Below are 21,106 nucleotides of genomic sequence, written 5' to 3'. Positions count from 1 at the left end.
GGGCACGCCGCGCCGACCCGGACGGGACGACACGGCGTGCGGTGCGGTTGTGGTCAGGCGACCGGAGCTGCCTTGCCGAGCGCGATCTCGGCCTCCTCCTCCGGAGTGGCCTGCGGCGGCGCCTCGTTGGCGGTGCGCAGCGGGATCTCCTTGATGAACCAGGCGAGCACCGGGATCGCGATGGTGAACACCACCGCCCAGAGGAACACGTGCGAGATCGCGTCGGAGAGGCCACCGAGCACCATCTCGCGGGCCTGGGCCGGCAGGTCCTTGAGCTTCGCCAGGTCCATGCCGGCGCCGGCCTCGCCGCCGCCGAAGGCTCGACCGCCCTCGGATCTGGCCAGCCGGTTGGCGAAGATCGCGCCGAACAGCGAGATGCCGAACGAGCCGCCGATCGACCGGAAGAAGGTCGCCGCGCCGCTGGCCGCGCCGAGGTCCTTCTGCTCCACGCTGTTCTGGGCGATGAGCATCGACGTCTGCATCAGGAAGCCCATGCCGACGCCGAGCACGATCATGTACAGCGACGACATCAGCTTGCTGGTGTCGGTGTCGAGCATGGACAGCAGCGCCATGCCCGCCGTCATCACCACGCCACCGATGATCGGGTACGCCCGGTACCTACCGTTCCTGGTGATCGCCCGGCCGATGACAAGCGAGACGACAAGCATGCCGAACATCAGGGGCAGCAGCAGCAGACCACTGTTTGTCGCCGACGCCCCCTGCACGGTCTGCTGGTAGAGCGGCAGGAAGTTCATCGCGCCGAACATCGCGAAACCGAGCAGGAACCCGATCACCGAGATCAGCGCGAAGTTGCGGTTCGCGAAGAGCGCCAACGGCAGGATGGGCTCCTGAACCCGGCGCTCCACCAGGCCGAACGCCACAAGCGCGAGCGCGCCGAGCACGGCCAGGCCGAGGATCTGCGGTGACGTCCAGTCGTACTCGTTGCCGCCCCAGGTGGTGATGAGCACGATCGCGGTGATGCCGACCGAGAGCAGCCCGGCCCCGAGCCAGTCGATCCGGTGCTCGGTGCGGTACTTCGGCAGGTGCATCGTGCTGATCAACACGAGCAGCGCGATCCCGCCCAGCGGCAGGTTCACGTAGAACGCCCACCGCCAGGAGAGGTGGTCGGTGATGAAGCCACCGGCCAGCGGACCGGCGACCATGGCGATGGCCATGATGCCGGCGATCATGCCCTGGTAGCGCCCACGCTCGCGGGGCGGGACGAGGTCACCGATGATCGCCATCACGCCGACCATGAGCCCACCGGCGCCGAGGCCCTGCACGGCACGGAAGGCGATGAGCTGGACCATGCCGTCCTGCGGACCGCCGAGCATCCCGGAGCCGGCCATGCCACAGAGGGCGGAGCCGACGAGGAAGATGATGACCGAGGTCAGGAAGACCGACTTGCGACCGTAGAGGTCGCCGAGCTTGCCCCAGATCGGGGTGGACACTGTGGTGCCCAGGACGTACGCGGTGACCACCCAGGTGAAGTGGTTGAGGCCGCCGAACTCGCCGACGATCCGCGGTAGCGCGGTGCTGACGATCATATTGTCGAGCATCGCGAGCATCATCGCGATCATCAGCCCGAACAGCACGACCCTGATGTTGTTGGGTCGTACGCCGGCCTGGGTTGCCTGCGTGGTCATGGGTAAGCTCCCCCCGAGGTTTGCCACACTTACTTGCCGCCCGGCTAGTCACCTTACTAGCCGCACGGTAAGTTGGGTAGGAAGCCACGGTCAAGTCAATTGGGGGGTTTGGGTGAGGGAGAGCACAGGCGGGACGCGGGAGCGGATCAAAGCCGTCGCGCTCGAGCTCTTCACCGAGCAGGGGTACGAGAAGACCTCGCTCCGGGAGATCGCCGAGCGACTCAACGTCACGAAGGCCGCGCTCTACTACCACTTCAAGAGCAAGGACGACATCGTCGCCAGCTTCGTCGAGGACCGGCTGGAGAAGATGGACGCCCTCAACGCCTGGGCCGCGACGCAGCCAGCCACCCTGGCCACCCGGCGCGAGCTGATCACCCGCTACGCCGACACGATGTTCGGCGGCGAGCAGCCGTCCGTGATGCGCTTCTTCGAGCAGAACCAGACAGTGCTCAAGAGCCTCGCCTCCGGCCAGCAGATGCGCGGCCGGATGATGCAGCTCGTCGACGCCCTCTGCCGGGGCGACGACTCCCCCGCCGCCCAACTGCGCGCCGCGCTGTCACTGTTCGCCGTGCACACGAGTTGGTTCGCCGTACGGGCACCGGACATCACCAACGAGGAGCGTCGCCAGCTCGCGCTGGAGGTGGCCGACGAACTGCTGGGCGCGATCGGCGCTGGTGCCGCCGCAAAGCCCGACGAGAGTGCGGCGGCCACGTCGGGGAGCCCGCGCGGCTGATCGTCGGCGGCTCAGCCGGCTGTGAGGTCCAGTCGCAGGCCGAGCAGGTCCACACCCGCCGCAGGGGCCCAGTCCTTCTCCGGCGCCCGGACGAACCCGAGCCGCGCGTAGAGCCGGTGCGCCGGTGCGGCCATCCCGGCCCGGACGCAGATCACCACTGCCGTGCAACCCAGCTCGACGGCGCGCGTCACGCACGCCTGCGCCAGTGCCGCGCCGACCCCCCGACCCTGAGCGCCCGGGTCGACCGCGAGCATCCGGAACTCCGCCTCGCCCGGCCCGGACAGCTCGGCGAACGGGGTGCCCGACAGCACGAAGGTCACCGACCCGAGCACCGCCCCGGTCACCTCGTCGACCGCGACCAGCACCGCGCCGCTGGCGGCCCGGGTCGACACATCGGCAAGCACCTCGCCGTAGCCGTGTCCGCCCTTGAGCTGGCCGTCCGCCTCGTACGCGGCCACCGTCAACCGGGCCACCGCCGGGAAGTCGGCAGGTTCGGCCGGACGGACCCGCACCCCCGTCAAGCAATCACCGCGATCAGGTCGCCGTCCTGCACCACGTCGCCCTCGTGCACCGCGAGCTGCTCCAGCACACCATCGGACTCGGCGACGACGGGGATCTCCATCTTCATCGACTCCAGGATCACCAGGGTGTCGCCCTCGGCCACTGTGTCACCTGCCGTGGCGACGACCTTCCAGACGTTCGCCACCATCTCGGCGCGGATCTCCTCGGCCATGTCCGGGCCCTCCCTTTTCGCGATATGCCTGCCGACGTATCCAATCATGCGACGTTCGTCGGTGGGCGCGCAGCGGCACCGCCGGGATGGGGCACCCGCCCCGGGGAGAAGCGGCAGGTGCCGACCGCACTACCATCAGCGGGTCGGACCCGCTGCCGGGCCGCCGGTGGAGCACCGACGCCGAGGTCGTGGGCAGCACGGATCCGCCCCAATCACGAGGAGGTCAGCATGGCGAAGAAGTCCCGGAAGAAGAAGGCTCGTAAGAAGAGCGCCGCGAACCACGGCAAGCGTCCCAACTCCTGAACGGATCGACGGGCCGGCGGCCCGTCACCGATCAGCTCGACCCGGCCGACGCCGGGTGCACCGGTGGCCCGGGTCGACAACGACCCGGGCCACCGGCTTTGCTCCGTCAGCGGCGCCGACGCTCAGTCGGCCAGCTCGCGGGAATCACTTGTCTCGAAGACCACCAGCTCGGTGAGCTTGACCCGCAGTCGCTCGCGCAGCTCGTCCGGCGCGGTCTCGTTGCCGCAGCACCGAGCCACCAACGCCCGCACCTCCTGCTCGAGCCCGTACTCACGCAGGCAGGGCCCGCACTCGTCCAGGTGGTGCCGGATCAGCGAGCGCCGCTCGTCGGCGCACTCCAGATCCAGGTAGAGGTAAACCTCCGCGAGCACTTCACGGCAGTCCGTCTCGTGCGGCTGTCCACAGCTCACGTCACACCTCCCGGCCGGCGGCAGCGGTCGAGCCCTTGGCCGAGCGGGCCGCACTGAAGCCCCGCTCACCGGCATAGCGCTCTAGCAACTTGCGCAGATTACGACGACCCCGGTGCAGACGCGACATCACCGTGCCGATCGGCGTGCCCATGATGTCCGCGACCTCCTTGTAGGAGAAGCCCTCGACATCGGTGAGGTAGACGGCCAGGCGGAACTCCTCCGGCAACTGCTGGAGGGCCTCCTTGACGTCGCTGTCCGGCAGCCGGTCCAGCGCCTCGGTCTCGGCCGAGCGCAGCCCACTGGAGGTGTGCGACTCGGCCTCGGCCAACTGCCAGTCGGTGATCTCCTCGGTGGGCGCCTGAATCGGCTGGCGCTGCCGCTTGCGGTAGGAATTGATGTAGGTGTTGGTCAGGATCCGGTAGAGCCAGGCCTTCAGGTTCGTGCCCTGCTCGAACTGGTGGAAGGCCGCGTACGCCTTCAGGTACGTCTCCTGAACCAGGTCCTCGGCATCCGCCGGGTTGCGGGTCATCCGCAGCCCAGCAGCGTAGAGCTGATCGACGAATGGCATCGCGTCCCGCTCGAACCGGGCCCTGCGCTCGTCCGTCTTCTCGGTGGTCAACCGCACATCCCCTCGCGTCGGATGCTTTCCCGCCGAGGATACGCGCACGGACCTGCCCGCAGATTCACTTCCGGCCGGTGTGCCAGTGCTCACCGCACCCGCCCCGCCCGGCCCCGCCGTCGCGGGCCACTCCGGACCATCCAGCAGCCGCTTCAGCTGCCGGACGTCACGCTCGTCCCGTTTCAGGCTTCGTGTCTCGGTCGGCACCGGTCGCCCCCCTCGCAGAAAAGTCGTCCGGGGTTAGTAACGCGAGATGACCACTGGGACATTCCGGCTGCCCCTCCCCCGTTCCTGGTCCCGGCCCCGACGGCGGCCGGCGCTGGGACCAGGAAGGGCCTGGGAGGACTGGTGTCGCCGGTCCGAACCGGGCCGGCGGCACCATCGGATGCAACGACCCGCGCCCGGCACCGGAAACGGTCGCCCGGGCGCGCCGGGGCCCGACCGGATCAGGCGGGTGCCCAGCCCTGGGCGCGCAACCAGGCCACGACGACGGCAGCGGTGCCAACCGGATCCCGGCGCAGGTCGTGCGTCTCCCCGGGACGGGTCACCACCTGCACGGTCGGCCCCGGCTCCGGTGTCCCGAACGGGTCCCGGTCACCGTTGACGACGAGCGTCGGCAGCCCGGTGTCCAACTCGGCGGCGCGGGAACGCTCCGGCCGCCCGGGTGGGTGCAGCGGAAAGGCCAACGTGAGCACCCCGGCCGCACCCACCGCACGGGCCGTGCGGCAGGCCACCCGAGCGCCACTGGAACGGCCGCCGACAAGCACCGTCGACGCGTCGCCGTGCCGCTCCCGCAGCACGGCGAGCACCGCCGTCCAGGCCTCGTCGAGATGGCCTGCCGGTGCCGGCGCACGTCGACCCGCGACCCGGTAGGGCTGGGTCACCCGCACCACGACCAGGCCGGCCGCGACCGCCGCGTCCCGGACCGCGAGCAGGTCCGGGGCGTCCACGCTGCCGCCCGCGCCGTGCCCGAGCACGAGCAGAGCGGTGGCCGGGCGGGACGGCAGGTCGGTGTCGATCCGCGCCGAACCACGCGGGGTGTCGATCTCGTCGCTGGTCAGCACCGACCCATTCTGCGCCGCCCGACCGGCGGCGGGTGCGGGTCGGGTGCGCCGGTCAGCTCAACGGGACCAGGGTGAGCAGACGATCCCGCACCGGCGGGCCGGCGTCGTCGACGGCGTCCGGATCCGGATCGACCTCGCCACGCCAGGCGACAAGCATCGCCCGCCGTTCGCGGGGTGTGGTGGCCCCCCACACGCCGTGGCAGTCACCGACGTCGAGGGCCCAGGCCAGACAGGACCCCTGCACGTCGCAACTGCGGCACAGCGCGACGGCGGCGTCCGCCGGTTCGTTTGGTGCCGGAAAGAATGTCTCCGGATCAACGCTCTGGCATGTGCCTCTGGTGCGCCACGCGTCGTCCTGTCGCCGTTCCCGCACTGCCCGCAGCAGTCGCGGATCTCGCCGCGCCGCAGCCACCTCGTGCGGGCGAGGCATACGCGCCCGTGTCATCCACCCACCTCCCCCGTGGGACCGGCAAGATCGGTGGACGTCGTCCGCCCCGTGCGAATCGACAGCCACTACCGGCGCTGTGTTCTATCGCACTTCACAACACCGGGACAAGGGTCTGCCGGGAACATGACTGAACGGCCAGGCGACGAATCACGCGCAACCCTGGCAAATCGGCGCCTGACGATGTGGACCGGTTGGTATCAGAACAGGGTCAGCTCCTGTGGCCGCACCGCTGGCTCCACCGAAACCCGGGCGGTCAATTGCGGCCCGTCATTACGAACGTCGCCCACCGCCGCCCCGACCGGCCGGATTTCCAACCCGGCGAGCCGCTCCGCCGACGCCGGGACGAGCAGCCGCTCCGGCTCGTCGGTCGGTGCCAGCCACGACGCCCAGTGCTCGGGCGACAGCAGCACCGGCATCCGGTCGTGCACCTCGGCCAACTCGCCGAGCGCCGCGGTGGTCAGCACGCTGAAGGTGAGCCGGGTCTCGGCCTCGGACTGCCACACCGACCAGATGCCGGCCAGGGCGAGCACCGAACCGTCGCTCGGCGTCAGGTAGTAGGCCTGTCGCCCACCGTCGGGCCGCCGGGCCCACTCGTACCAACCGTCCGCCGGCACCAGGCAGCGGCGACGGGCGAACGACCCGGCGTACGCCCGGCTGGTGGCCACCGTCTCCGCCCGCGCGTTGATCATGCGGGCCGCCCCGGCGGGCGACCGGGACCAGTGCGGCAGCAGACCCCAGCGACCGACACAGAGACTGCGGTGCCCCTCGGGGCTGACCCGGACCAGCGGCACCGGGTCGGTAGGCGCGACGTTGTGATCCGGTCGGAGCAGGCCGCCTGTGTCGTCGGACGACTCGAACAGCGCGCTCAGCTCACCGGCGCTCCGGGTCGTCGCGTACCTGCCGCACATGGACGACACGCTAACGCGTCGCGGGCCCGTCGGCTGTCCCGCCAACCGGGAGTACGACAGCCGCTGCCCGCCGCCGGCCGGCCAACACGGCAGAATGTAACCGTGGGGAATCTGACCGCGACCCGGCCGCCGCAGCCGTGGAGCGCACCGACCGCGTCCAACCCGGTGGCGGCGACGCTGCGCCTGCCCGGGTCCAAATCGATGACCGCGCGCGCCCTGGTGCTCAGCGCGCTGGCCGCCGGGCCGTCGACGCTGGCCGAGCCGCTGCGGGCCCGCGACACCGAGTTGATGGCCGCCGGCCTGCGGGCGATGGGCGCACACGTGTCGATAAGCGACGACGAGCGCTGGCTGGTCCGGCCGCACCCGCTGGTCGGCCCCGCCCACGTCGACGTGGGCCTGGCCGGCACCGTGATGCGGTTCGTGCCGCCGGTGGCCGGGCTGGCCGACGGGCCGGTCACCTTCGACGGCGACCCGTACGTTCGCACCCGGCCGCTCGGCCCGCTGGTCGGCGCACTGCGCTCGCTCGGCGTCCGGATCGACGTCACCGGCACCGGCAGCCTGCCGCTCACCGTGTTCGGCTCCGGCCGGGTCACCGGCGGCGAGGTGGTGCTCGACGCGTCCGTGTCCAGCCAGTTCGTCTCCGCGTTGTTGCTGGCCGCCCCGCGCTTCGACAGGGGCGTCGTGGTCCGCCACGTCGGCCCGCCGGTGCCCTCCGCGCCGCACCTGCGGATGACGGTACGGATGTTGCGGGCCGCCGGCGCGGCCGTCGACGACAGCACCCCCGACGTGTGGACCGTCGAGCCCGGCCCGCTCACCGGACGCGGCTGGGAGATCGAACCGGACCTCTCCGGAGCGGTGCCGTTCTTCGCCGCCGCCCTGGTCACCGGTGGTGAGGTCACCCTGCAGGGCTGGCCGCACAGCAGCGCCCAACCGGTCGAACAACTCCGCTCGTTGCTGCAGCGGATGGGCGGCGAGGTCACGCTGTCCACCGCCGGGCTGACGGTGCGGGGCACCGGCGTGGTGCACGGCCTGACCGCCGACCTCTCCGACGTCAGCGAGCTGACCCCGGCGCTGACCGCGCTGGCCATGCTTGCCGACTCGCCGTCGGTGTTCACCGGCGTCGGGCACATCCGGGGCCACGAGACCGACCGGCTCGCCGCGCTCGCGCGGGAGTTCACCGCGCTCGGGGCGGACATCACCGAGACGCCGGACGGGCTGGAGATCAGGCCCCGCCCGGTGCGCGGCGGGATCTTCCGCACCTACCACGACCACCGGATGGCGCACGCCGCCGCGGTGGCCGGCCTCGCCGTCCCCGGCATCGAGGTGGACGACGTGGGGTGCACCTCCAAGACCATGCCCGAGTTCCCGGCACTATGGTCAGCAATGGTGACCGGCAAGAGCTGAGAAGAGGACAGGCCCTGGCGACCAAGCGGCGGGAGTACGACGAGGACGACGTACGGGTCCGGCCCGGAAAGTCGTCGCGCCCGCGTACCCGCACCCGGCCCCAGCACAACGACGCGGTGGACGGTTTCGTCATCGCCGTCGACCGGGGGCGCTACCAGTGCGTGCTGGCCGGGGCCGAGCGCGGCGTGGTGGGGGCCGAGCTGCCCACGGTGACCGCGATGCGCGCCCGCGAACTGGGCCGCAAGTCGGTGGTGGTGGGCGACCGGGTCAGCCTGGTCGGGGACACGTCCGGGGCGGAGGGCGCGCTCGCCCGGATCGTCCGGATCGCCGAGCGTCGCTCGGTGCTGCGCCGCACCGCCGACGACGACGAGACCACCGCCGAGGGCCGGCTGGAACGGGTGGTGGTGGCCAACGCCGACCAGCTGGTGATCGTCAGCGCGCTTGCCGACCCGCCGCCGCGCACCGGGTTCATCGATCGCTGCCTGGTGGCCGCGTACGACGCGGACGTCGAGCCGCTGCTCTGCCTCACCAAGGCCGACCTGGCCGGCCCGGAGGAGGTGCTCGGCTACTACACCGAGCTGGAGCTGCCGTACGTGCTCAACCGACCCGACGCCGACCTGGGCGCGCTCCGCGCGCTGCTCAGCGGCAAGGTGTCGGTGCTGGTCGGGCACTCCGGGGTGGGCAAGTCGACACTCGTCAACCGCCTCGTCCCGGACGCGCTGCGCGCTGTCGGCGTGGTGAGCGCGATCGGTCGTGGCCGGCACACCTCCACCAGCGCGGTGGCGCTGCGGTTGCCGCCGGTGCCGGGCGTCGACACCGATCCCGGCTGGATCATCGACACCCCCGGGATCCGCAGCTTCGGGCTGGCGCACGTCTCGGCCGACAGCCTGTTGCACGGCTTCCCGGACCTGGTCGAGGGCACCGTCGACTGCCCGCCCAACTGCCAGCACACGGCCGACGAGGCCGCCTGCGGGCTGGACGCCTGGGTGGCCGCCGGCAAGGCCGACCCGCGCCGGCTGGCCTCGTACCGCCGGTTGCTCGCCTCCCGAGCCGGCGACGGCGACCCGCGCGGCGAGAGCGACCAGCGCGGGCCCGGCGAGGGCGACCGGCGCGGCCCCGACGAGTGAGCCGCCGGGCGTCGGCTAGGTTGCCGGCATGACCGGGTACGCCGACGACCTCGCCCTCGCCCACCTGCTCGCCGACCGGGCCGACACCATCGCCATGGCCCGGTTCCGCGCGCTCGACCTGCGGGTGGAGGCGAAGCCCGACCTGACCCCGGTCTCGGATGCGGACACCGCGGTGGAGCGGGAGATCCGCGCCCTGCTGGCCGAGCACCGGCCGACCGACGGGCTGCTCGGCGAGGAGTACGGCGCGCAGGCGGCCAACGCCCCGCACGGCCGTCGTTGGATCGTCGACCCGATCGACGGCACCAAGAACTTCGTCCGGGGGGTTCCGGTCTGGGCCAGCCTGATCGCGCTCTACGACGGGGACCGGCCGGCGGTCGGCGTGGTGTCCGCACCGGCGCTGGGCCGACGCTGGTGGGCCAGCGCGGGCGCGGGGGCGTACGCCGGCCCCGGAGCCGCCGACGGCGAGCGGATCGGGGTGTCCGCCGTGCACGAGGTCGCGGCTGCCAGCTTCTGCTACTCGTCGCTCGACGGGTGGGAGCGTGCCGGGCGGCTGGACGCGATGCTTGACCTGATGCGGGCCACTTGGCGCAGTCGGGCGTACGGCGACTTCTACGGCTACATGCTGCTGGCCGAGGGCGCACTCGAGGTGATGGTCGAACCGGAGCTGTCCCTGTGGGACGTGGCGGCGCTGGTGCCGATCATCACCGAGGCGGGTGGCACTGTCACGGATCTGTCGGGTCGACCGGCTCCGGCCGGCGCGCCGGGCACCGACAGCAGCGTGGTGGCCACCAACGGTGCGCTGCACGCCGACATCCTCAGCCGGCTCGATCGACCAGCCGAGCGCTGACCCCCGCCAACCTCTATCCTCGCCAGGTGGTCTCCTCCGGTTGGTGTTTTCTCGCGGCGATGATCGTCGCGTACGGCTTCGCCAACCTCCTGCAGTCGGTGGCCGCGGCCCGCACCACGGTCCACCACACCTTCGATCCGGGGCTGCTGTTGCGGCTCGCCGGGCACCGGACGTACCTGGTCGGCCTGGGCTGCCAGATCGGCGGATTCGTGCTCGCCTTCCTGGCCCGCCGGGACCTGCCGCTGTTCCTGGTGCAGGCGAGCGTCGCGGCCGGGCTCGGGGTGACCGCCATCCTCGGCGTGCTGGTGCTGAAGTGGCGGCTGCCGGTGGCGGAGATGGTGCTGCTGACCCTGCTCTTCGCCGGGATCACCGGGCTGGTGCTGTCCGCCCGGCCGGCCCCGTCGAAGCAGCTCGGCACCGCCGGCTCGATCGCCCTGCTGGTGGCGCTCGGCGTCATCGCGGTGCTCGGTGTCTTCGCCGTCCGACTGCGCGGGGCACCCGGCTCGGTGGCTCTCGGCTCGCTGGCCGGGTTGGCGTTCAGCTCGGCGGCGGTCGCCGCCCGACCCCTGGCGTCCGCCGCGTCCGCCGAGGCGTTCCTCTCCCACCCGCTGTTCTACCTGCTGATCGCCCACTCGATCGTCGGTCAACTGCTGCTGGGGTTGGCCATGCAGCGCGGTTCGACGACCGCCGCGGTCGCCGCGATGGACGCCGCCGGCGCGGTGCCGGCCGCGATCGTCGGCCTGCTGCTGCTGAACGACAAGATCTGGCCGGGCCGGGAGTGGCTGGCCGCGGCCGGTTTCCTGGTCACCCTGGCCGCGGTGATCGGGCTGACCCGGTACGCCGAGCCGCAGCAGCAACGCGCGCTGGCCCGCCGGCGCGACCAGGCCATGGTCGTCGTCGGCCGGCCTGGCTGACGAACCGCACGGTTACCCACGGGGCATGGTGGTGGGGCGGTCGCCGTGCCAGGCGACGGCCTTCCGCCGTCCCGCACCGGTGGCCGGGTCAGGCCTCGACCGGCTTGCGGCGGCTCACCACCCGCTCGTAGAGACGCTCCAGCGCGCCGGCGGTGCGCTCCCAGGTGTAGCTGCTGCGCACCCGGTCCACCGCGGCGTGCCCGTAGGCGAACCGGCCGGCGTTGTCGGCGAGCAGCCGACGCAGCGAGACGCCGAGCGCCCGCACGTCGCCGGGCGGCACCAGGCGTCCGGTGACCTCGTCGACAACCGCGTCCGCCAGGCCGCCCATCGCGTAACCGATCACCGGCACCCCGCAGGCCATCGCCTCCAGCGAGACCCGGCCGGCGGAGGAGTAGTGCGGCGTGCAGGCGACCACGTCCGCCGAGCGGTACCAGGTGGCCATCTGGTCGTGCGGCACCGCTCCGACGAGCCGTACCTGGTCGACGACGCCGACCTGCTCAGCCAGCTCGCGCAGTCGCCGCGCCTCGGTGTGGTTGGTCAACTGGTCGGCCGGCGGCCCACCGGCGATGACCAGCTCGGCGTCGCCGACAAGTCGCATCGCCCGGATCAGGTCCTCCTGGCCGTGCCCGGGGGCCAGCGAGCCGACCGAGAGGATGCGGGCCCGCTGTTCGCGCGGCGCCGCCTCGCCGTCGGGTTGGAACTGCTCGATGTCCACCCCGGCCGGCACCAGCGCCACCGAGCTGCGTTGCAGGCCCATCCGGGTCAGCTCGTCCACCTCGTCGTTCGACTGGGCGACGGCGATGTCGACCGCCCGGGTCAGGGCGCGTTCCAGGGTGATCCGCTCCCCCGGCCCGGCGTAGTGGCCGCCCAGGTGGCGTGCCTGCTCGACGCCGAGCGAGTGGAACGTCTGCACCACCGGGATGTCGGTCTCCCGCACGGCGTGCGCGGCGGCCAGGCCACCGACCCAGTAGTGCCCGTGCACCACCTCGGGCCGCCAGGCGCCGGACCACGCGTCGGCCAGCCAGCGGCCGAACTCCGTCACGTACGGGATGAGCTCTGCGGTGGACAGCGGGGTGGGTGGGCCGGCTGGCACCTGGTACACCTGGTAGCCGTCGACGTCGACCGTCGCCAGCAGGCCGGGGTCGTCCCGGCGCTCGTAGAGCCGTACGTCGTGGCCTCGCTCCGCCAACTCGGCGGCGACCCGGGCGATGTGCTGCCGGGTGCCAACGGGTGGACCGTCGGCGTGGCGGTACGAGCTGGCGTGCGCGCAGACGAGGCCAACGCGCATGGGTCACCTCCCTGCGATCTTTCCTCGGCGGTGGTCCTCCCGTTCAGAGCGTCCCATTAACCTCGGGAGCGGGAGTCGAAACCTGGCAGATCGGGAACAGTGCCCGCGAGTGCCACCGATGCTTGCGCCACGGCAACCACATCGACCACCCGGACCGCCCCAGCCTCTTCCCAAAGATCGACAATCGGTGCCTGGCATGACCTGGCCTGGGCGGGGGTACCGCTCAGGAATGCCACTGACCCGCAGCCTCGACGATTCGACCGTGGTGATCACAGGTGCGTCCAGCGGGATCGGTACGGCGACCGCGTACGCGCTGGCCCGCCGTGGCACGGCCGTCGTGCTGGCCGCCCGCAGCGAGGAGGCCCTCCGCCAGGTCGCGCTGCGCTGCCTGGAGTTGGGCGGCCGGGCGCTCGTCGTGCCGACCGACGTGACCGATCCGGAGTCGGTGCGACGGCTCGCCGATCGGGCCGCCGCCGAGTTCGGGCGGATCGACGCCTGGGTGAACAACGCCGGAGTGAGCGCGGTGGGTCTGTTCGACGAGATTCCGGTCGCCGAGTTCCGTCGGGTGCTCGAGGTCAACCTGCTCGGCGCGGTGTACGGCATCAAGGCCGCTCTGCCGCACCTCAGCGCGGCCGGTGGCGGCGTGCTCGTCAACAACGCCTCGGTGCTGGCCGAGGTGGCCATGCCGTACCAGTCGGCGTACAACGCCACGAAGCACGGCATCCGTGGGTTGGCCGACACGGTCCGGCAGGAGCTTCGGGTCACCGGTCGCGGCCAGATCTCCGTCTGCACAGTGCTGCCGGCCACCATCGACACCCCGTTCTTCCGGCACGCGGCCAACCACAGCGGGCGGGAACTGATGCCACCGCCCCCGATATACCCGCCGGAGGTGGTCGCCGAGACCATCGTGCGGGTGCTGCGCCGGCCCCGCCGCGAGGCGTACGCCGGCGGTGCGGCCCGCCTGATCGGCCTGCAGTGGCGGCTGGCGCCCGCACTCGTGGAGCGCACCCTCGGCTGGTACGCCCACCGCGCACAGTTCGGTCCGGGCGCGCGGGCGGACAGCAGCGGCAACGTCTTCGACGCCGACGGCCAGGCCCACCGGGACGGCGGCTGGCACGGTCGGCGGCGCCAGTTGGTGCGGATGACCGCCGCGTTCGGTCTCGCCGCCGCCGGCACCGCCGTCGGCACCCTGGCGGCGATCAACCGCCGATCCCGGTTGGCGCCGTGATGACCGGCGTCGAGCGCCCGAATGCGCGGACCGTCGCCGGCGCGCACAATGGGGCGATCATGCCGAGCTGTCAGGTGGAGGTCGACGATTCGTCGGCGGTGGTCCGGCTGACCGGGACGCTCGACGCCGCCGGAGTCGAGGCGGTCCGCGACGCGCTGCTGGCCTGTCTCTGGGACCGACCGGGTCCGGTGGTGGCGGACGTGACCGGACTGCGGATGGTGGACCCGGCCGGGCGGGCCGTCTTCGCCGAGGTCCGCCGCGAGGTCGCCGACTGGCCCGCTGTGGATCTGCTGCTCTGTGACCCGACCGTCGGCCGGCCCGAGCAGGTGGACGTCGGGGCACCGACCCGTCCGGTCCTGGTGGCAGGCGTACCGGCCTGGCCGGCGGTGGACGACGCGTTGGCCTCGGTCGCGGTGACGCCGCCGGGGGCGGTGCTCAGCGCCGAACTGGCCCCGGCGGTGGGAGCCGCCCGGCAGGCCCGTGAGCTGGTCACCATCGGCTGTCGACGCTGGGGCATGCCGATGCTTGTCGACCCGGCCACCATCGCGATCACCGAAATGGTGAACAACGTGGTGGCGCACGCGCGGACCCCGATGACGGTCCGGCTGGCCGCCCGGGACGACACCCTGCACCTGGCGGTTCGCGACTACTCCGCGCGCCACCCCACGTTCGCCGGGCTGTCCCCGCCGAACCGGGTCGGCGGCCGGGGCCTGCTGTTGATCGACACGGTGGCCCGTCGGTGGGGCAGCAGTGCCCTACCGGACGGCAAGGTCGTGTGGTGCGTGCTGTCCCCGGACGACGAGGTCGCGCACCTCAGCTGATGCGGCGTTTCGCCTCCGCTGCCGCTTTCGACCACCGCACAGCCTGCGCCGCTCCGGTTACGGCGGGAGGGCAGCGGGTAGTGATCAGACATGCGCGACAACGAGTACCCGACCCCCGTGTCCGACACCGAGGCGCAAGGTCTGCCCGACACCGCAGATGACGACTCGACCGCCAACGACGACGTGCTCACCGGGCGCGAGGCGGACGGCCCGGACCCGGCCCAACTCCCCGGCGACCGGACGCCGGTGGCGGTGGACCGGTTCGGCACGACCGCCGAGGAGCAGCTGGACGGCGAGTCGCTCGACTACAAGCTCGACCGCGAGGTCTACGAGCGCCCGGCGGACGACCCGTTGGCCGGCACGATCGACCCGAAGATCGCCTTCGAGGCGGACAACCTGGAAGCCGCGGCGGAGGCACAGCTGGACGCCGACGTGATGGATCCCGGGCCCACCTCGGATCCGAACTCGCCGGTCTCCCTCTACGACCACGGTCAGCTCGGCACTGTCGCCGACGCCACAGTGGGTCGGCTGGTCGAGCCGGACGAGGGGGCGCACACCGACCAGGAGACCGACTCGGTGGCGTACGACGCGGGTTCGGCCGGCGGCGGGGCGACCGCCGAGGAGTTGGCCATCCACGAGACGGAGCCGCCGCGCTCGGTCTGACCCGCCTCAGTCGTCCAGGCCGCGTTCGATGGCGTACCGGGTCAGCTCGACGCGGTTGTGCAGTTGCAGTTTGCCCAGGGTGTTCTGGACGTGGTTCTGCACCGTGCGGTGCGACAGTCCGAGTCGCTGCGCGATCTGCTTGTACGACATCCCCTTCGCCACCAGCCGCAACACCTCGGTCTCCCGGTCGGTGAGCCGGGGCGTCGCCGGTTCCGCGCCGCCGGCCGGGTCGGGGCCCGGCCCCGACCCGGCGGCCAGCCGGCGGAACTCGCCGAGGACGAGCCCGGCGAGGCCGGGGGTGAAGACCGCGTTGCCGGCCGCGGTCCGGCGGACCGCGTCGAGGAACTCCGCGGGCGCTGTCGACTTCACCAGGTAGCCGGTCGCTCCCGCCTTTACCGCGTCCAGCACGCTCTGCTGTTCGCCGCTGGCGCTGAGCATCAGCACCCGCACGTCGGGCAGTGCCGCGCGCAGCCCCAGGATCACCTCGACGCCGGAGATGTCCGGCAGTTGCAGGTCGAGTACGACGACGTCGGGCCGGGCGGCGGCGGCCACCCGGATGGCCTGTCGCCCCTCGCCGCTTGTCGCCACCACCAGGAATCCGGCCTCGGTCAGGTCGCGGGCCACGCCCTCGCGCCACATCGGATGGTCGTCGACCACCATCACCCGGGTCGGGTTCATCGCCGCGCCCTCGGCACTGTCAGCTCGATCTCGGTGCCCGCGTCGGGGGCGGACGCGATCCGCACGGTCCCGCCCAGCTCGACCACCCGACCCCTGATCGACTGGGTCACCCCGAGCCGGCCCTGGGCCGCGGCCTCGGCCAGCCGGCCGTCCGGGATGCCCGGCCCCTCGTCGCGGATCGACACCGTCACCGTCTCCCCCTCGTCCTCGATCAACACCCAGGCCCGTCCACCGGCGTGCCGCCCCACGTTGTCCAGGGCCGCGCCGGTCGCCGCTGCCAACTCTGCGGCCACCCGGCGGGGCAGCGGCACCGGGGTGGCCGGCGCGGCGAGCTCCACCGCCGGTGAGGCGTACCGGCCGAGGAGGGTCCGCAGGTCAACCGCGCTGGCGTCGGGCCCGTCCAACGCCACGTCGGCGGCCGGGCCGGCGCCGGCGATCAGCGCCCGCAACGCGGCCTCCTGCTCGCCCGCCAGCCGGGCCAGCTCGCCGGCCTCACCGGGCAGGTGTGCGCCACGCCGCTGCACCAACGCCAGTACCTGGAGCACCGAGTCGTGGATGCCCCGGGCCAGTCGTTCCCGCTCCCGGGTGGCCGCCTCCAACTCCACAGCACGTTGCAGCCGCTCCTCGGCGCCCGCCGCGAGACGGGCCACGTGCCCGACCACCACCCCGGCGAGCAGCATGAGGATCACCCCGGTGAACGAGGACTGGCCGATCCGCTCCCGGGTGGTCAGGTCCGCGCCGGAGACCAGCAGCGCGGCGATCATGCCCCGCCGCCGGCCGCCGGAGACGGCCCAGGCCAGCACCGGGCCGGCCATCCAGGCGACCCCCATTGTGGGTACGCCGCTGGCGAGCGCCGCCCGACCGACCACCCACGGGGTGGCCAGCACCACGGCCAGCACCACTCCGAGATCGGCAAGCAGCAGCGGCCAGCGCCGCCAGGCCGGCCGGGCGTAACCGATGGCGGTCGCCCCGGTCCAGGCCGCCATCACCAGGACCAGGGCGCCGACGGCGTACGGGTGGGCGTACCGGTCGGCGTCGCGCACCGCGAGCAGGCAGACGTACGCCAGGGATGCCAGCCTGAACACCGCCAGCGCACGCCACAGCGGCACCTCGAATCCACCTGGCGGCGACGGCATGGCCGTCACGATGCCATATGCCGCAGGTAGCACGGCGAGCAGCGAGTGCGGTTCAGGAAACCCTGACGTACGGTGGAAAAGCCGCGAACCACTCCGAGATCCGCCGCTTGGACGGGCCCATGACGAACGCCGAGCCGCACGCACCGCGTACGGTGGTGCCCATCGAACCCGCCGTCCTGATCGCCGAGGCCTTTGACCAGGCCCAGGTGACCGACATCCGCCACTCGGTCACCTCCTGCGCGCACGCCTGCGGGCTCGGCGGCCAACGCCTTGACGATTTCGTGCTCGCGATCAACGAGTTGATCACCAACGCGGTGCGGCACGGCGGCGGACGCGGCTGGCTGCGGCTCTGGTGCGAGTCGGACCTGCTTGTCTGCGAGGTCGCCGATCACGGCACCGGAATCAGTCCGCAGCGGTTGGGCGACCGCAGTCGGCCAGCCCCGGACACCGCCGGCGGCTGGGGCCTCTGGCTGGCCCGCGAGCTGACCGACGCCATGGAGGTCGTCACCAGCTCCGGCGGCACCCTGGTCCGCATCACCGCAAGCCTCAACCACGACCGCACCAAGCGCTGACCCCCCTCCCCGCCCCGCCCCTGCGGGGGATCATGGAGTCGTGGTGGGCGACAGCTCCACATCTGCCCCTTGTGTACGGCACCACAACTCCATGATCGACGGGGGTCGAGCCGGGGCTTCGGCGGGGTCAGGCGAAGAGGGCGGAGACGGATTCGCCGTTGTGGATTCGGCGCATGGCCTCGGCCAGGGCCGGGGCCACCGACAGCACCTGTAGGGCGGGAACGCGCTTCGCGGCCGGGATGGGCACCGTGTTCGTGCAGACGATCTCCAGGACGCCGTCCTGGCCGCTGAGCCGCTGCAACGCGTCGCCGGAGAAGAGCCCGTGCGTGCAGGCGAGCCGGATCGAGCGGACCTTCAGGCCGCGTAGGTGCTCCATCAACTCGATCACCGTGCTGCCCTTGGCGATCTCGTCGTCCAGCACAATGACGTCCCGGTCGGTCACCTCGCCGATCACCGCGCTGATCTTGACCAGGTCGTCGCTGAACCGCTGCTTCGCCCCGGCCGCGACCGGCGTACCGAGCAGCCGGGCGAAGGCCGCCGCCTCCTTGGCGTTACCCAGGTCGGGTGAGACCACCACTGCGTCACTCAGGTCGTAGCGCCGGAAGTGGGTGGCCAGCTCCCGCAACGCGTGCAGGTGATCCACGGGAACGCTGAAGAAGCCGTGCACCTGCGGCGAGTGCAGGGTCATCGCGAGCACCCGGTCCGCCCCGGCCGAGGTGAGCAGGTCGGCGACGAGCCGGGCGCCGATCGAGATCCGTGGCGCGTCCTTCTTGTCCGAGCGGGCGTACGCGTAGTGCGGCAGCACCACTGTGATCCGGCCGGCCGACGCGCCCCGCGCCGCGTCGATCATCAGCAGCAGCTCGACGAGGTTCTCCTGCACCGGGGGGACCAGCGGCTGGATCAGGAAGACGTCCCGCTCCCGGCAGTTCGCCTGCAACTGCACTTCCAGGCAGTCGTTGGCGAACCGGGAGACCCGCACCGGATGCAGCGGCACCCCCAGGTGGGCACAGATCTCGGCGGCCAGGTCGGGATGGGCGGTTCCACTGAAAACGGCGATGTCGCGCACGTTCGCACATCGTAGGCGAAGCCCCGGCCGACGTGACGCCTGTCGCACCACGCTGCCGCTTTGGGTACGGTGCTGCGGTGACCCCCCAGTACGTCGCCGCCATCGACCAGGGCACCACCTCCTCGCGGTGCATCGTCTTCGACTCCGCCGGGGACATCGTCGCCGTGGCCCAGCGCGAGCACCGGCAGAACTTCCCCCGACCCGGCTGGGTGGAACACGACGCCGAGGAGATCTGGGACAACGTCCAGCAGGTCGTCGTCGAGGCACTGCGGGCCGCCGGCACCGACGCGACCGGGCTGGCCGCCGTCGGGATCACCAACCAGCGGGAGACCACTGTCGTCTGGGACCGGGCGACCGGCCGCCCGGTGGCCAACGCCATCGTCTGGCAGGACACCCGCACCGGGCCGCTGCTGCGCGAGCTGGCCTCGGCGTACGGCGAGGAGCGGTTCCGGGCCCGCACCGGCCTGCCGCTGGCCACCTACTTCGCCGGCCCGAAGCTGCGCTGGCTGCTCGACGAGGTCGACGGCCTGCGCGAGCGCGCGGAGCGCGGCGAGGTGCTCTTCGGGACCATGGACAGCTGGCTGATCTGGAAGCTGACCGGCGAGCACGTCACCGACGTGACAAACGCCAGCCGGACCATGCTGATGGACCTCACCACCCTGGACTGGGCCCCGGAGCTACTGGACGCGCTGGGCGTCCCGGCGGCGATGCTGCCGGAGATCCGCTGCTCCGCCGAGGTGTACGGCACGGCCGGTGGGGTGCTCGCCGGGGTGCCGGTGGCCAGTGCGCTCGGCGACCAGCAGGCCGCCCTGTTCGGGCAGACCTGCTTCCAGCCGGGCGAGGCGAAGTGCACCTACGGCACCGGCAGTTTCCTGCTGCTCAACACCGGCGCCACAGCTGTCCCGTCGACGCACGGCCTGCTCACCACCGTCGCGTACCGGATCAAGGGCCAACCTCCGGCGTACGCCCTGGAGGGCGCGATAGCGGTCACCGGCTCGCTGGTGCAGTGGCTGCGGGACAACCTCGGGTTGATCTCCACGGCCGCCGAGGTGGAGGACCTGGCGCGCACCGTTGACGACAACGGCGGCTGTTACGTGGTGCCGGCGTTCTCCGGGCTGTTCGCCCCGCACTGGCGCAGCGATGCGCGGGGCGTCATCGCCGGCCTGACCGGCTACATCACCAAGGGGCACCTGGCCCGGGCGGTGCTGGAGGCGTCGGCGTGGCAGACCCGCGAGGTGGTCGACGCGATGGACGCCGACTCCGACGTGGCGCTGCGCCGACTCCGGGTGGACGGTGGGATGACCGCCAACGGGCTGCTCATGCAGTTCCTCGCGGACGTCCTCGACGTGCCGGTGGTGCGTTCCCGGATCACCGAGACCACCTGCCTGGGTGCCGCGTACGCGGCCGGTCTGGCGGTCGGCTTCTGGCCGGACCTGGCCACCCTGCGGGCGCAGTGGCGCTCCGACGCGCAGTGGGAGCCGGCGATGGCCCCGCAGGTGCGCGAGCGGGAGCTGCGTCAGTGGCGCAAGGCCGTGCAACGCACCCTCGACTGGATGGAGTGAGCCGTGCCGGAGTTGGTCCTGACGATCACGGCGGGCCTCGGCCTGGCCGGGATGGCGTACGCGGTCGTCCGGTTCTGGCGCGACCTCGGCCTGCTGCGCCGGGGCGTACGCACGCCGGGCGAGGTGGTGGAACTACGTCCGATCAACAGGGGCAACGGTGCCCGCACCTACTACCCCATCGTGCGGTACCGAACGGCCGACGGTGCCACGGTGACCACCACACCGGGGCGCTGGCGGCAGACTCCCCTGTCGGCTGCCCCCGGGCCGGTCACCGTCGTGTACGAACCCGACCGCCCGCGCCGGATCCTCGTCGAGTCACCGATTATCAAGGGTAGGTCCTCGGTGCTCGTCCCGTTCGTCTCGTTGCTGATCGTCAGCGTCGTCGTGCTGGTCACTGGCATCGTGGCCGTTGAGCGGCTGACCTGAACCGTTCTTCCACAGTGGCCTGTCACCCATCGTGCTGACGGGAGCTGGCCTGCCACGGGTCAGCGGACGCCGCGCAGCCGCTGCACGCCGATCCGCGCGAAGACGACGGCGAGCGCCACCATCGCCGCCAACAGGGCCGAGCCCACCATCAGCGGGGCGATGAGCCAGGCCATCAGGCTGACCGTGGCCTGCTTCCCGTTGGCCCAGCCGTCGACCCGCTCGCCGACCCGCAGCGAGCCGCCGCCCACCCCGCCGGTGACCACACGCCCGTCGGGCGTGGTCCAGGTGCCCCGGCAGCGTTGGGTCCCCTTGGGCCCGCCGCGGTCGCAGGACTCGACCTGGATGCTCACCCGCTCGGCACCGATCAGATTCCTGCCGATGTCGACCGGCATCACCAGGACCGCCAGGAGCATGAGGATCGGGATCAGAATCCGTTGCCAGCGCGGCCGGCGGGCCATCCGGGTGACGTAGTCCTCGGGTGGCGGCGAGATGGTCCGCCTGGTTGCCATG

At 72.1% G+C, this 21,106-nt stretch carries 24 protein-coding genes; 11 read left to right on the top strand and 13 right to left on the bottom strand.

Going from position 1 to position 21,106, the window contains the following annotated elements:
* Window positions 1–53: 53 nt before the first annotated feature.
* Complete coding sequence (locus AB0B85_RS03925) at window positions 54–1,646, bottom strand: MDR family MFS transporter (RefSeq protein WP_357403269.1); 1,593 nt, start codon at window positions 1,644–1,646, stop codon at window positions 54–56.
* Window positions 1,647–1,758: 112 nt separating this feature from the next.
* Between AB0B85_RS03925 and AB0B85_RS03920 the strand changes: the two genes are divergently transcribed.
* Window positions 1,759–2,379, top strand: a complete 621-nt coding sequence (locus AB0B85_RS03920) for a helix-turn-helix domain-containing protein (RefSeq protein WP_357403267.1) — start codon at window positions 1,759–1,761, stop codon at window positions 2,377–2,379.
* 11 nt (window positions 2,380–2,390) lie between these two features.
* Here AB0B85_RS03920 and AB0B85_RS03915 read toward each other — a convergent pair whose 3' ends face one another.
* The 7 genes from AB0B85_RS03915 to AB0B85_RS03885 all read right to left on the bottom strand — a co-directional run bounded on the left by AB0B85_RS03915 (window position 2,391) and on the right by AB0B85_RS03885 (window position 6,864).
* The gene (locus tag AB0B85_RS03915; protein WP_357403264.1) at window positions 2,391–2,900 is read right to left on the bottom strand and encodes a GNAT family N-acetyltransferase; all 510 of its coding nucleotides are present in this window, start codon (window positions 2,898–2,900) and stop codon (window positions 2,391–2,393) included.
* The gene (locus AB0B85_RS03910) at window positions 2,897–3,112 is read right to left on the bottom strand and encodes a biotin/lipoyl-binding carrier protein (RefSeq protein WP_357403262.1); all 216 of its coding nucleotides are present in this window, start codon (window positions 3,110–3,112) and stop codon (window positions 2,897–2,899) included. Before AB0B85_RS03910 ends, AB0B85_RS03915 begins: the two co-directional genes overlap by 4 nt.
* A gap of 425 nt (window positions 3,113–3,537) precedes the next feature.
* Window positions 3,538–3,825 (bottom strand): mycothiol system anti-sigma-R factor, encoded by a 288-nt coding sequence (rsrA, locus tag AB0B85_RS03905; protein ID WP_357403260.1) that lies wholly within the window; start codon window positions 3,823–3,825, stop codon window positions 3,538–3,540.
* A gap of 1 nt (window position 3,826) precedes the next feature.
* Window positions 3,827–4,651 (bottom strand): sigma-70 family RNA polymerase sigma factor, encoded by an 825-nt coding sequence (locus AB0B85_RS03900; RefSeq protein WP_357403258.1) that lies wholly within the window; start codon window positions 4,649–4,651, stop codon window positions 3,827–3,829.
* A 239-nt stretch (window positions 4,652–4,890) separates the two neighbouring features.
* Window positions 4,891–5,508 carry an alpha/beta family hydrolase gene (locus tag AB0B85_RS03895; protein WP_357403256.1) on the bottom strand — a complete coding sequence of 206 codons (618 nt, stop codon included), beginning with the start codon at window positions 5,506–5,508 and terminating at the stop codon, window positions 4,891–4,893.
* Between the two features lie 52 nt (window positions 5,509–5,560).
* Window positions 5,561–5,953 carry a WhiB family transcriptional regulator gene (locus AB0B85_RS03890; RefSeq protein WP_357403254.1) on the bottom strand — a complete coding sequence of 131 codons (393 nt, stop codon included), beginning with the start codon at window positions 5,951–5,953 and terminating at the stop codon, window positions 5,561–5,563.
* A 200-nt stretch (window positions 5,954–6,153) separates the two neighbouring features.
* A complete protein-coding gene (locus tag AB0B85_RS03885; RefSeq protein WP_357403252.1) occupies window positions 6,154–6,864 on the bottom strand; it encodes an SOS response-associated peptidase in 711 nt (236 codons plus the stop codon).
* Window positions 6,865–6,966: 102 nt separating this feature from the next.
* Between AB0B85_RS03885 and aroA the strand changes: the two genes are divergently transcribed.
* From aroA to AB0B85_RS03865, 4 genes are read left to right on the top strand one after another with little or no spacing between them, the layout of a single operon-like run.
* Window positions 6,967–8,268, top strand: a complete 1,302-nt coding sequence (gene aroA / locus AB0B85_RS03880) for a 3-phosphoshikimate 1-carboxyvinyltransferase (protein ID WP_357403250.1) — start codon at window positions 6,967–6,969, stop codon at window positions 8,266–8,268.
* Window positions 8,238–9,395: a ribosome small subunit-dependent GTPase A gene (rsgA, locus tag AB0B85_RS03875; RefSeq protein WP_357403248.1), complete on the top strand. Its 1,158-nt coding sequence runs from the start codon at window positions 8,238–8,240 to the stop codon at window positions 9,393–9,395. The genes aroA and rsgA overlap by 31 nt, the downstream gene beginning before the upstream one ends.
* Window positions 9,396–9,423: 28 nt before the next feature.
* A complete protein-coding gene (hisN, locus tag AB0B85_RS03870; protein ID WP_357403246.1) occupies window positions 9,424–10,242 on the top strand; it encodes a histidinol-phosphatase in 819 nt (272 codons plus the stop codon).
* Between the two features lie 59 nt (window positions 10,243–10,301).
* The gene (locus tag AB0B85_RS03865) at window positions 10,302–11,156 is read left to right on the top strand and encodes a hypothetical protein (protein WP_357403333.1); all 855 of its coding nucleotides are present in this window, start codon (window positions 10,302–10,304) and stop codon (window positions 11,154–11,156) included.
* Window positions 11,157–11,244: 88 nt separating this feature from the next.
* Here AB0B85_RS03865 and AB0B85_RS03860 read toward each other — a convergent pair whose 3' ends face one another.
* Window positions 11,245–12,444: a glycosyltransferase gene (locus tag AB0B85_RS03860; RefSeq protein ID WP_357403244.1), complete on the bottom strand. Its 1,200-nt coding sequence runs from the start codon at window positions 12,442–12,444 to the stop codon at window positions 11,245–11,247.
* Between the two features lie 229 nt (window positions 12,445–12,673).
* Between AB0B85_RS03860 and AB0B85_RS03855 the strand changes: the two genes are divergently transcribed.
* The 3 genes from AB0B85_RS03855 to AB0B85_RS03845 all read left to right on the top strand — a co-directional run bounded on the left by AB0B85_RS03855 (window position 12,674) and on the right by AB0B85_RS03845 (window position 15,156).
* The gene (locus AB0B85_RS03855; RefSeq protein WP_357403242.1) at window positions 12,674–13,672 is read left to right on the top strand and encodes an SDR family oxidoreductase; all 999 of its coding nucleotides are present in this window, start codon (window positions 12,674–12,676) and stop codon (window positions 13,670–13,672) included.
* A gap of 59 nt (window positions 13,673–13,731) precedes the next feature.
* Window positions 13,732–14,493, top strand: a complete 762-nt coding sequence (locus AB0B85_RS03850) for an ATP-binding protein (protein WP_357403240.1) — start codon at window positions 13,732–13,734, stop codon at window positions 14,491–14,493.
* A 90-nt stretch (window positions 14,494–14,583) separates the two neighbouring features.
* On the top strand, window positions 14,584–15,156 hold the full coding sequence (locus AB0B85_RS03845; protein ID WP_099848385.1) for a DUF5709 domain-containing protein: 573 nt from the start codon (window positions 14,584–14,586) through the stop codon (window positions 15,154–15,156).
* Between the two features lie 6 nt (window positions 15,157–15,162).
* Here the strand turns inward: AB0B85_RS03845 and AB0B85_RS03840 are convergent, their stop codons facing one another.
* Window positions 15,163–15,834, bottom strand: a complete 672-nt coding sequence (locus tag AB0B85_RS03840) for a response regulator transcription factor (protein ID WP_357403238.1) — start codon at window positions 15,832–15,834, stop codon at window positions 15,163–15,165.
* Window positions 15,831–16,970, bottom strand: a complete 1,140-nt coding sequence (locus AB0B85_RS03835; protein WP_357403236.1) for a DUF5931 domain-containing protein — start codon at window positions 16,968–16,970, stop codon at window positions 15,831–15,833. The genes AB0B85_RS03840 and AB0B85_RS03835 overlap by 4 nt, the downstream gene beginning before the upstream one ends.
* 119 nt (window positions 16,971–17,089) lie before the next feature.
* On the opposite strand from AB0B85_RS03835, the gene AB0B85_RS03830 reads away from it, so the two are divergent.
* Window positions 17,090–17,542: an ATP-binding protein gene (locus tag AB0B85_RS03830; protein ID WP_357403234.1), complete on the top strand. Its 453-nt coding sequence runs from the start codon at window positions 17,090–17,092 to the stop codon at window positions 17,540–17,542.
* Between the two features lie 127 nt (window positions 17,543–17,669).
* Here AB0B85_RS03830 and AB0B85_RS03825 read toward each other — a convergent pair whose 3' ends face one another.
* The gene (locus AB0B85_RS03825) at window positions 17,670–18,608 is read right to left on the bottom strand and encodes a ribose-phosphate pyrophosphokinase (protein ID WP_357403232.1); all 939 of its coding nucleotides are present in this window, start codon (window positions 18,606–18,608) and stop codon (window positions 17,670–17,672) included.
* 77 nt (window positions 18,609–18,685) lie between these two features.
* On the opposite strand from AB0B85_RS03825, the gene glpK reads away from it, so the two are divergent.
* Window positions 18,686–20,170: a glycerol kinase GlpK gene (gene glpK, locus AB0B85_RS03820; protein WP_357403230.1), complete on the top strand. Its 1,485-nt coding sequence runs from the start codon at window positions 18,686–18,688 to the stop codon at window positions 20,168–20,170.
* Window positions 20,171–20,173: 3 nt separating this feature from the next.
* Complete coding sequence (locus tag AB0B85_RS03815; RefSeq protein ID WP_357403228.1) at window positions 20,174–20,596, top strand: DUF3592 domain-containing protein; 423 nt, start codon at window positions 20,174–20,176, stop codon at window positions 20,594–20,596.
* Between the two features lie 59 nt (window positions 20,597–20,655).
* Here AB0B85_RS03815 and AB0B85_RS03810 read toward each other — a convergent pair whose 3' ends face one another.
* A complete protein-coding gene (locus AB0B85_RS03810) occupies window positions 20,656–21,105 on the bottom strand; it encodes a hypothetical protein (RefSeq protein ID WP_357403226.1) in 450 nt (149 codons plus the stop codon).
* Between the last annotated feature and the right edge of the window lies 1 nt (window position 21,106).

Origin of the sequence: Micromonospora sp. NPDC049044 (assembly GCF_040649215.1) — a bacterium.
In the GTDB taxonomy this organism is placed as follows: Bacteria; Actinomycetota; Actinomycetes; order Mycobacteriales; family Micromonosporaceae; genus Micromonospora.
Note: the sequence above shows the minus strand (reverse complement) of the source record. Positions and strands in the feature narration are given on the sequence as shown.

What these genes read in the sequence shown, in the direction of transcription:
- AB0B85_RS03860 (WP_357403244.1), bottom strand. Translation starts at nt 12,444, where the DNA reads ATGCGCGTTGGCCTCGTCTGCGCGCACGCCAGCTCGTACCGCCACGCC.
- AB0B85_RS03910 (WP_357403262.1), bottom strand. Translation starts at nt 3,112, where the DNA reads ATGGCCGAGGAGATCCGCGCCGAGATGGTGGCGAACGTCTGGAAGGTC.
- AB0B85_RS03925 (WP_357403269.1), bottom strand. Translation starts at nt 1,646, where the DNA reads ATGACCACGCAGGCAACCCAGGCCGGCGTACGACCCAACAACATCAGG.
- AB0B85_RS03840 (WP_357403238.1), bottom strand. Translation starts at nt 15,834, where the DNA reads ATGAACCCGACCCGGGTGATGGTGGTCGACGACCATCCGATGTGGCGC.
- AB0B85_RS03810 (WP_357403226.1), bottom strand. Translation starts at nt 21,105, where the DNA reads ATGGCAACCAGGCGGACCATCTCGCCGCCACCCGAGGACTACGTCACC.
- AB0B85_RS03890 (WP_357403254.1), bottom strand. Translation starts at nt 5,953, where the DNA reads ATGACACGGGCGCGTATGCCTCGCCCGCACGAGGTGGCTGCGGCGCGG.
- AB0B85_RS03830 (WP_357403234.1), top strand. Translation starts at nt 17,090, where the DNA reads ATGACGAACGCCGAGCCGCACGCACCGCGTACGGTGGTGCCCATCGAA.
- AB0B85_RS03855 (WP_357403242.1), top strand. Translation starts at nt 12,674, where the DNA reads ATGCCACTGACCCGCAGCCTCGACGATTCGACCGTGGTGATCACAGGT.
- hisN (WP_357403246.1), top strand. Translation starts at nt 9,424, where the DNA reads ATGACCGGGTACGCCGACGACCTCGCCCTCGCCCACCTGCTCGCCGAC.
- AB0B85_RS03885 (WP_357403252.1), bottom strand. Translation starts at nt 6,864, where the DNA reads ATGTGCGGCAGGTACGCGACGACCCGGAGCGCCGGTGAGCTGAGCGCG.
- rsgA (WP_357403248.1), top strand. Translation starts at nt 8,238, where the DNA reads ATGGTCAGCAATGGTGACCGGCAAGAGCTGAGAAGAGGACAGGCCCTG.
- AB0B85_RS03850 (WP_357403240.1), top strand. Translation starts at nt 13,732, where the DNA reads ATGCCGAGCTGTCAGGTGGAGGTCGACGATTCGTCGGCGGTGGTCCGG.
- AB0B85_RS03865 (WP_357403333.1), top strand. Translation starts at nt 10,302, where the DNA reads ATGATCGTCGCGTACGGCTTCGCCAACCTCCTGCAGTCGGTGGCCGCG.
- AB0B85_RS03835 (WP_357403236.1), bottom strand. Translation starts at nt 16,970, where the DNA reads ATGCCGTCGCCGCCAGGTGGATTCGAGGTGCCGCTGTGGCGTGCGCTG.
- AB0B85_RS03845 (WP_099848385.1), top strand. Translation starts at nt 14,584, where the DNA reads ATGCGCGACAACGAGTACCCGACCCCCGTGTCCGACACCGAGGCGCAA.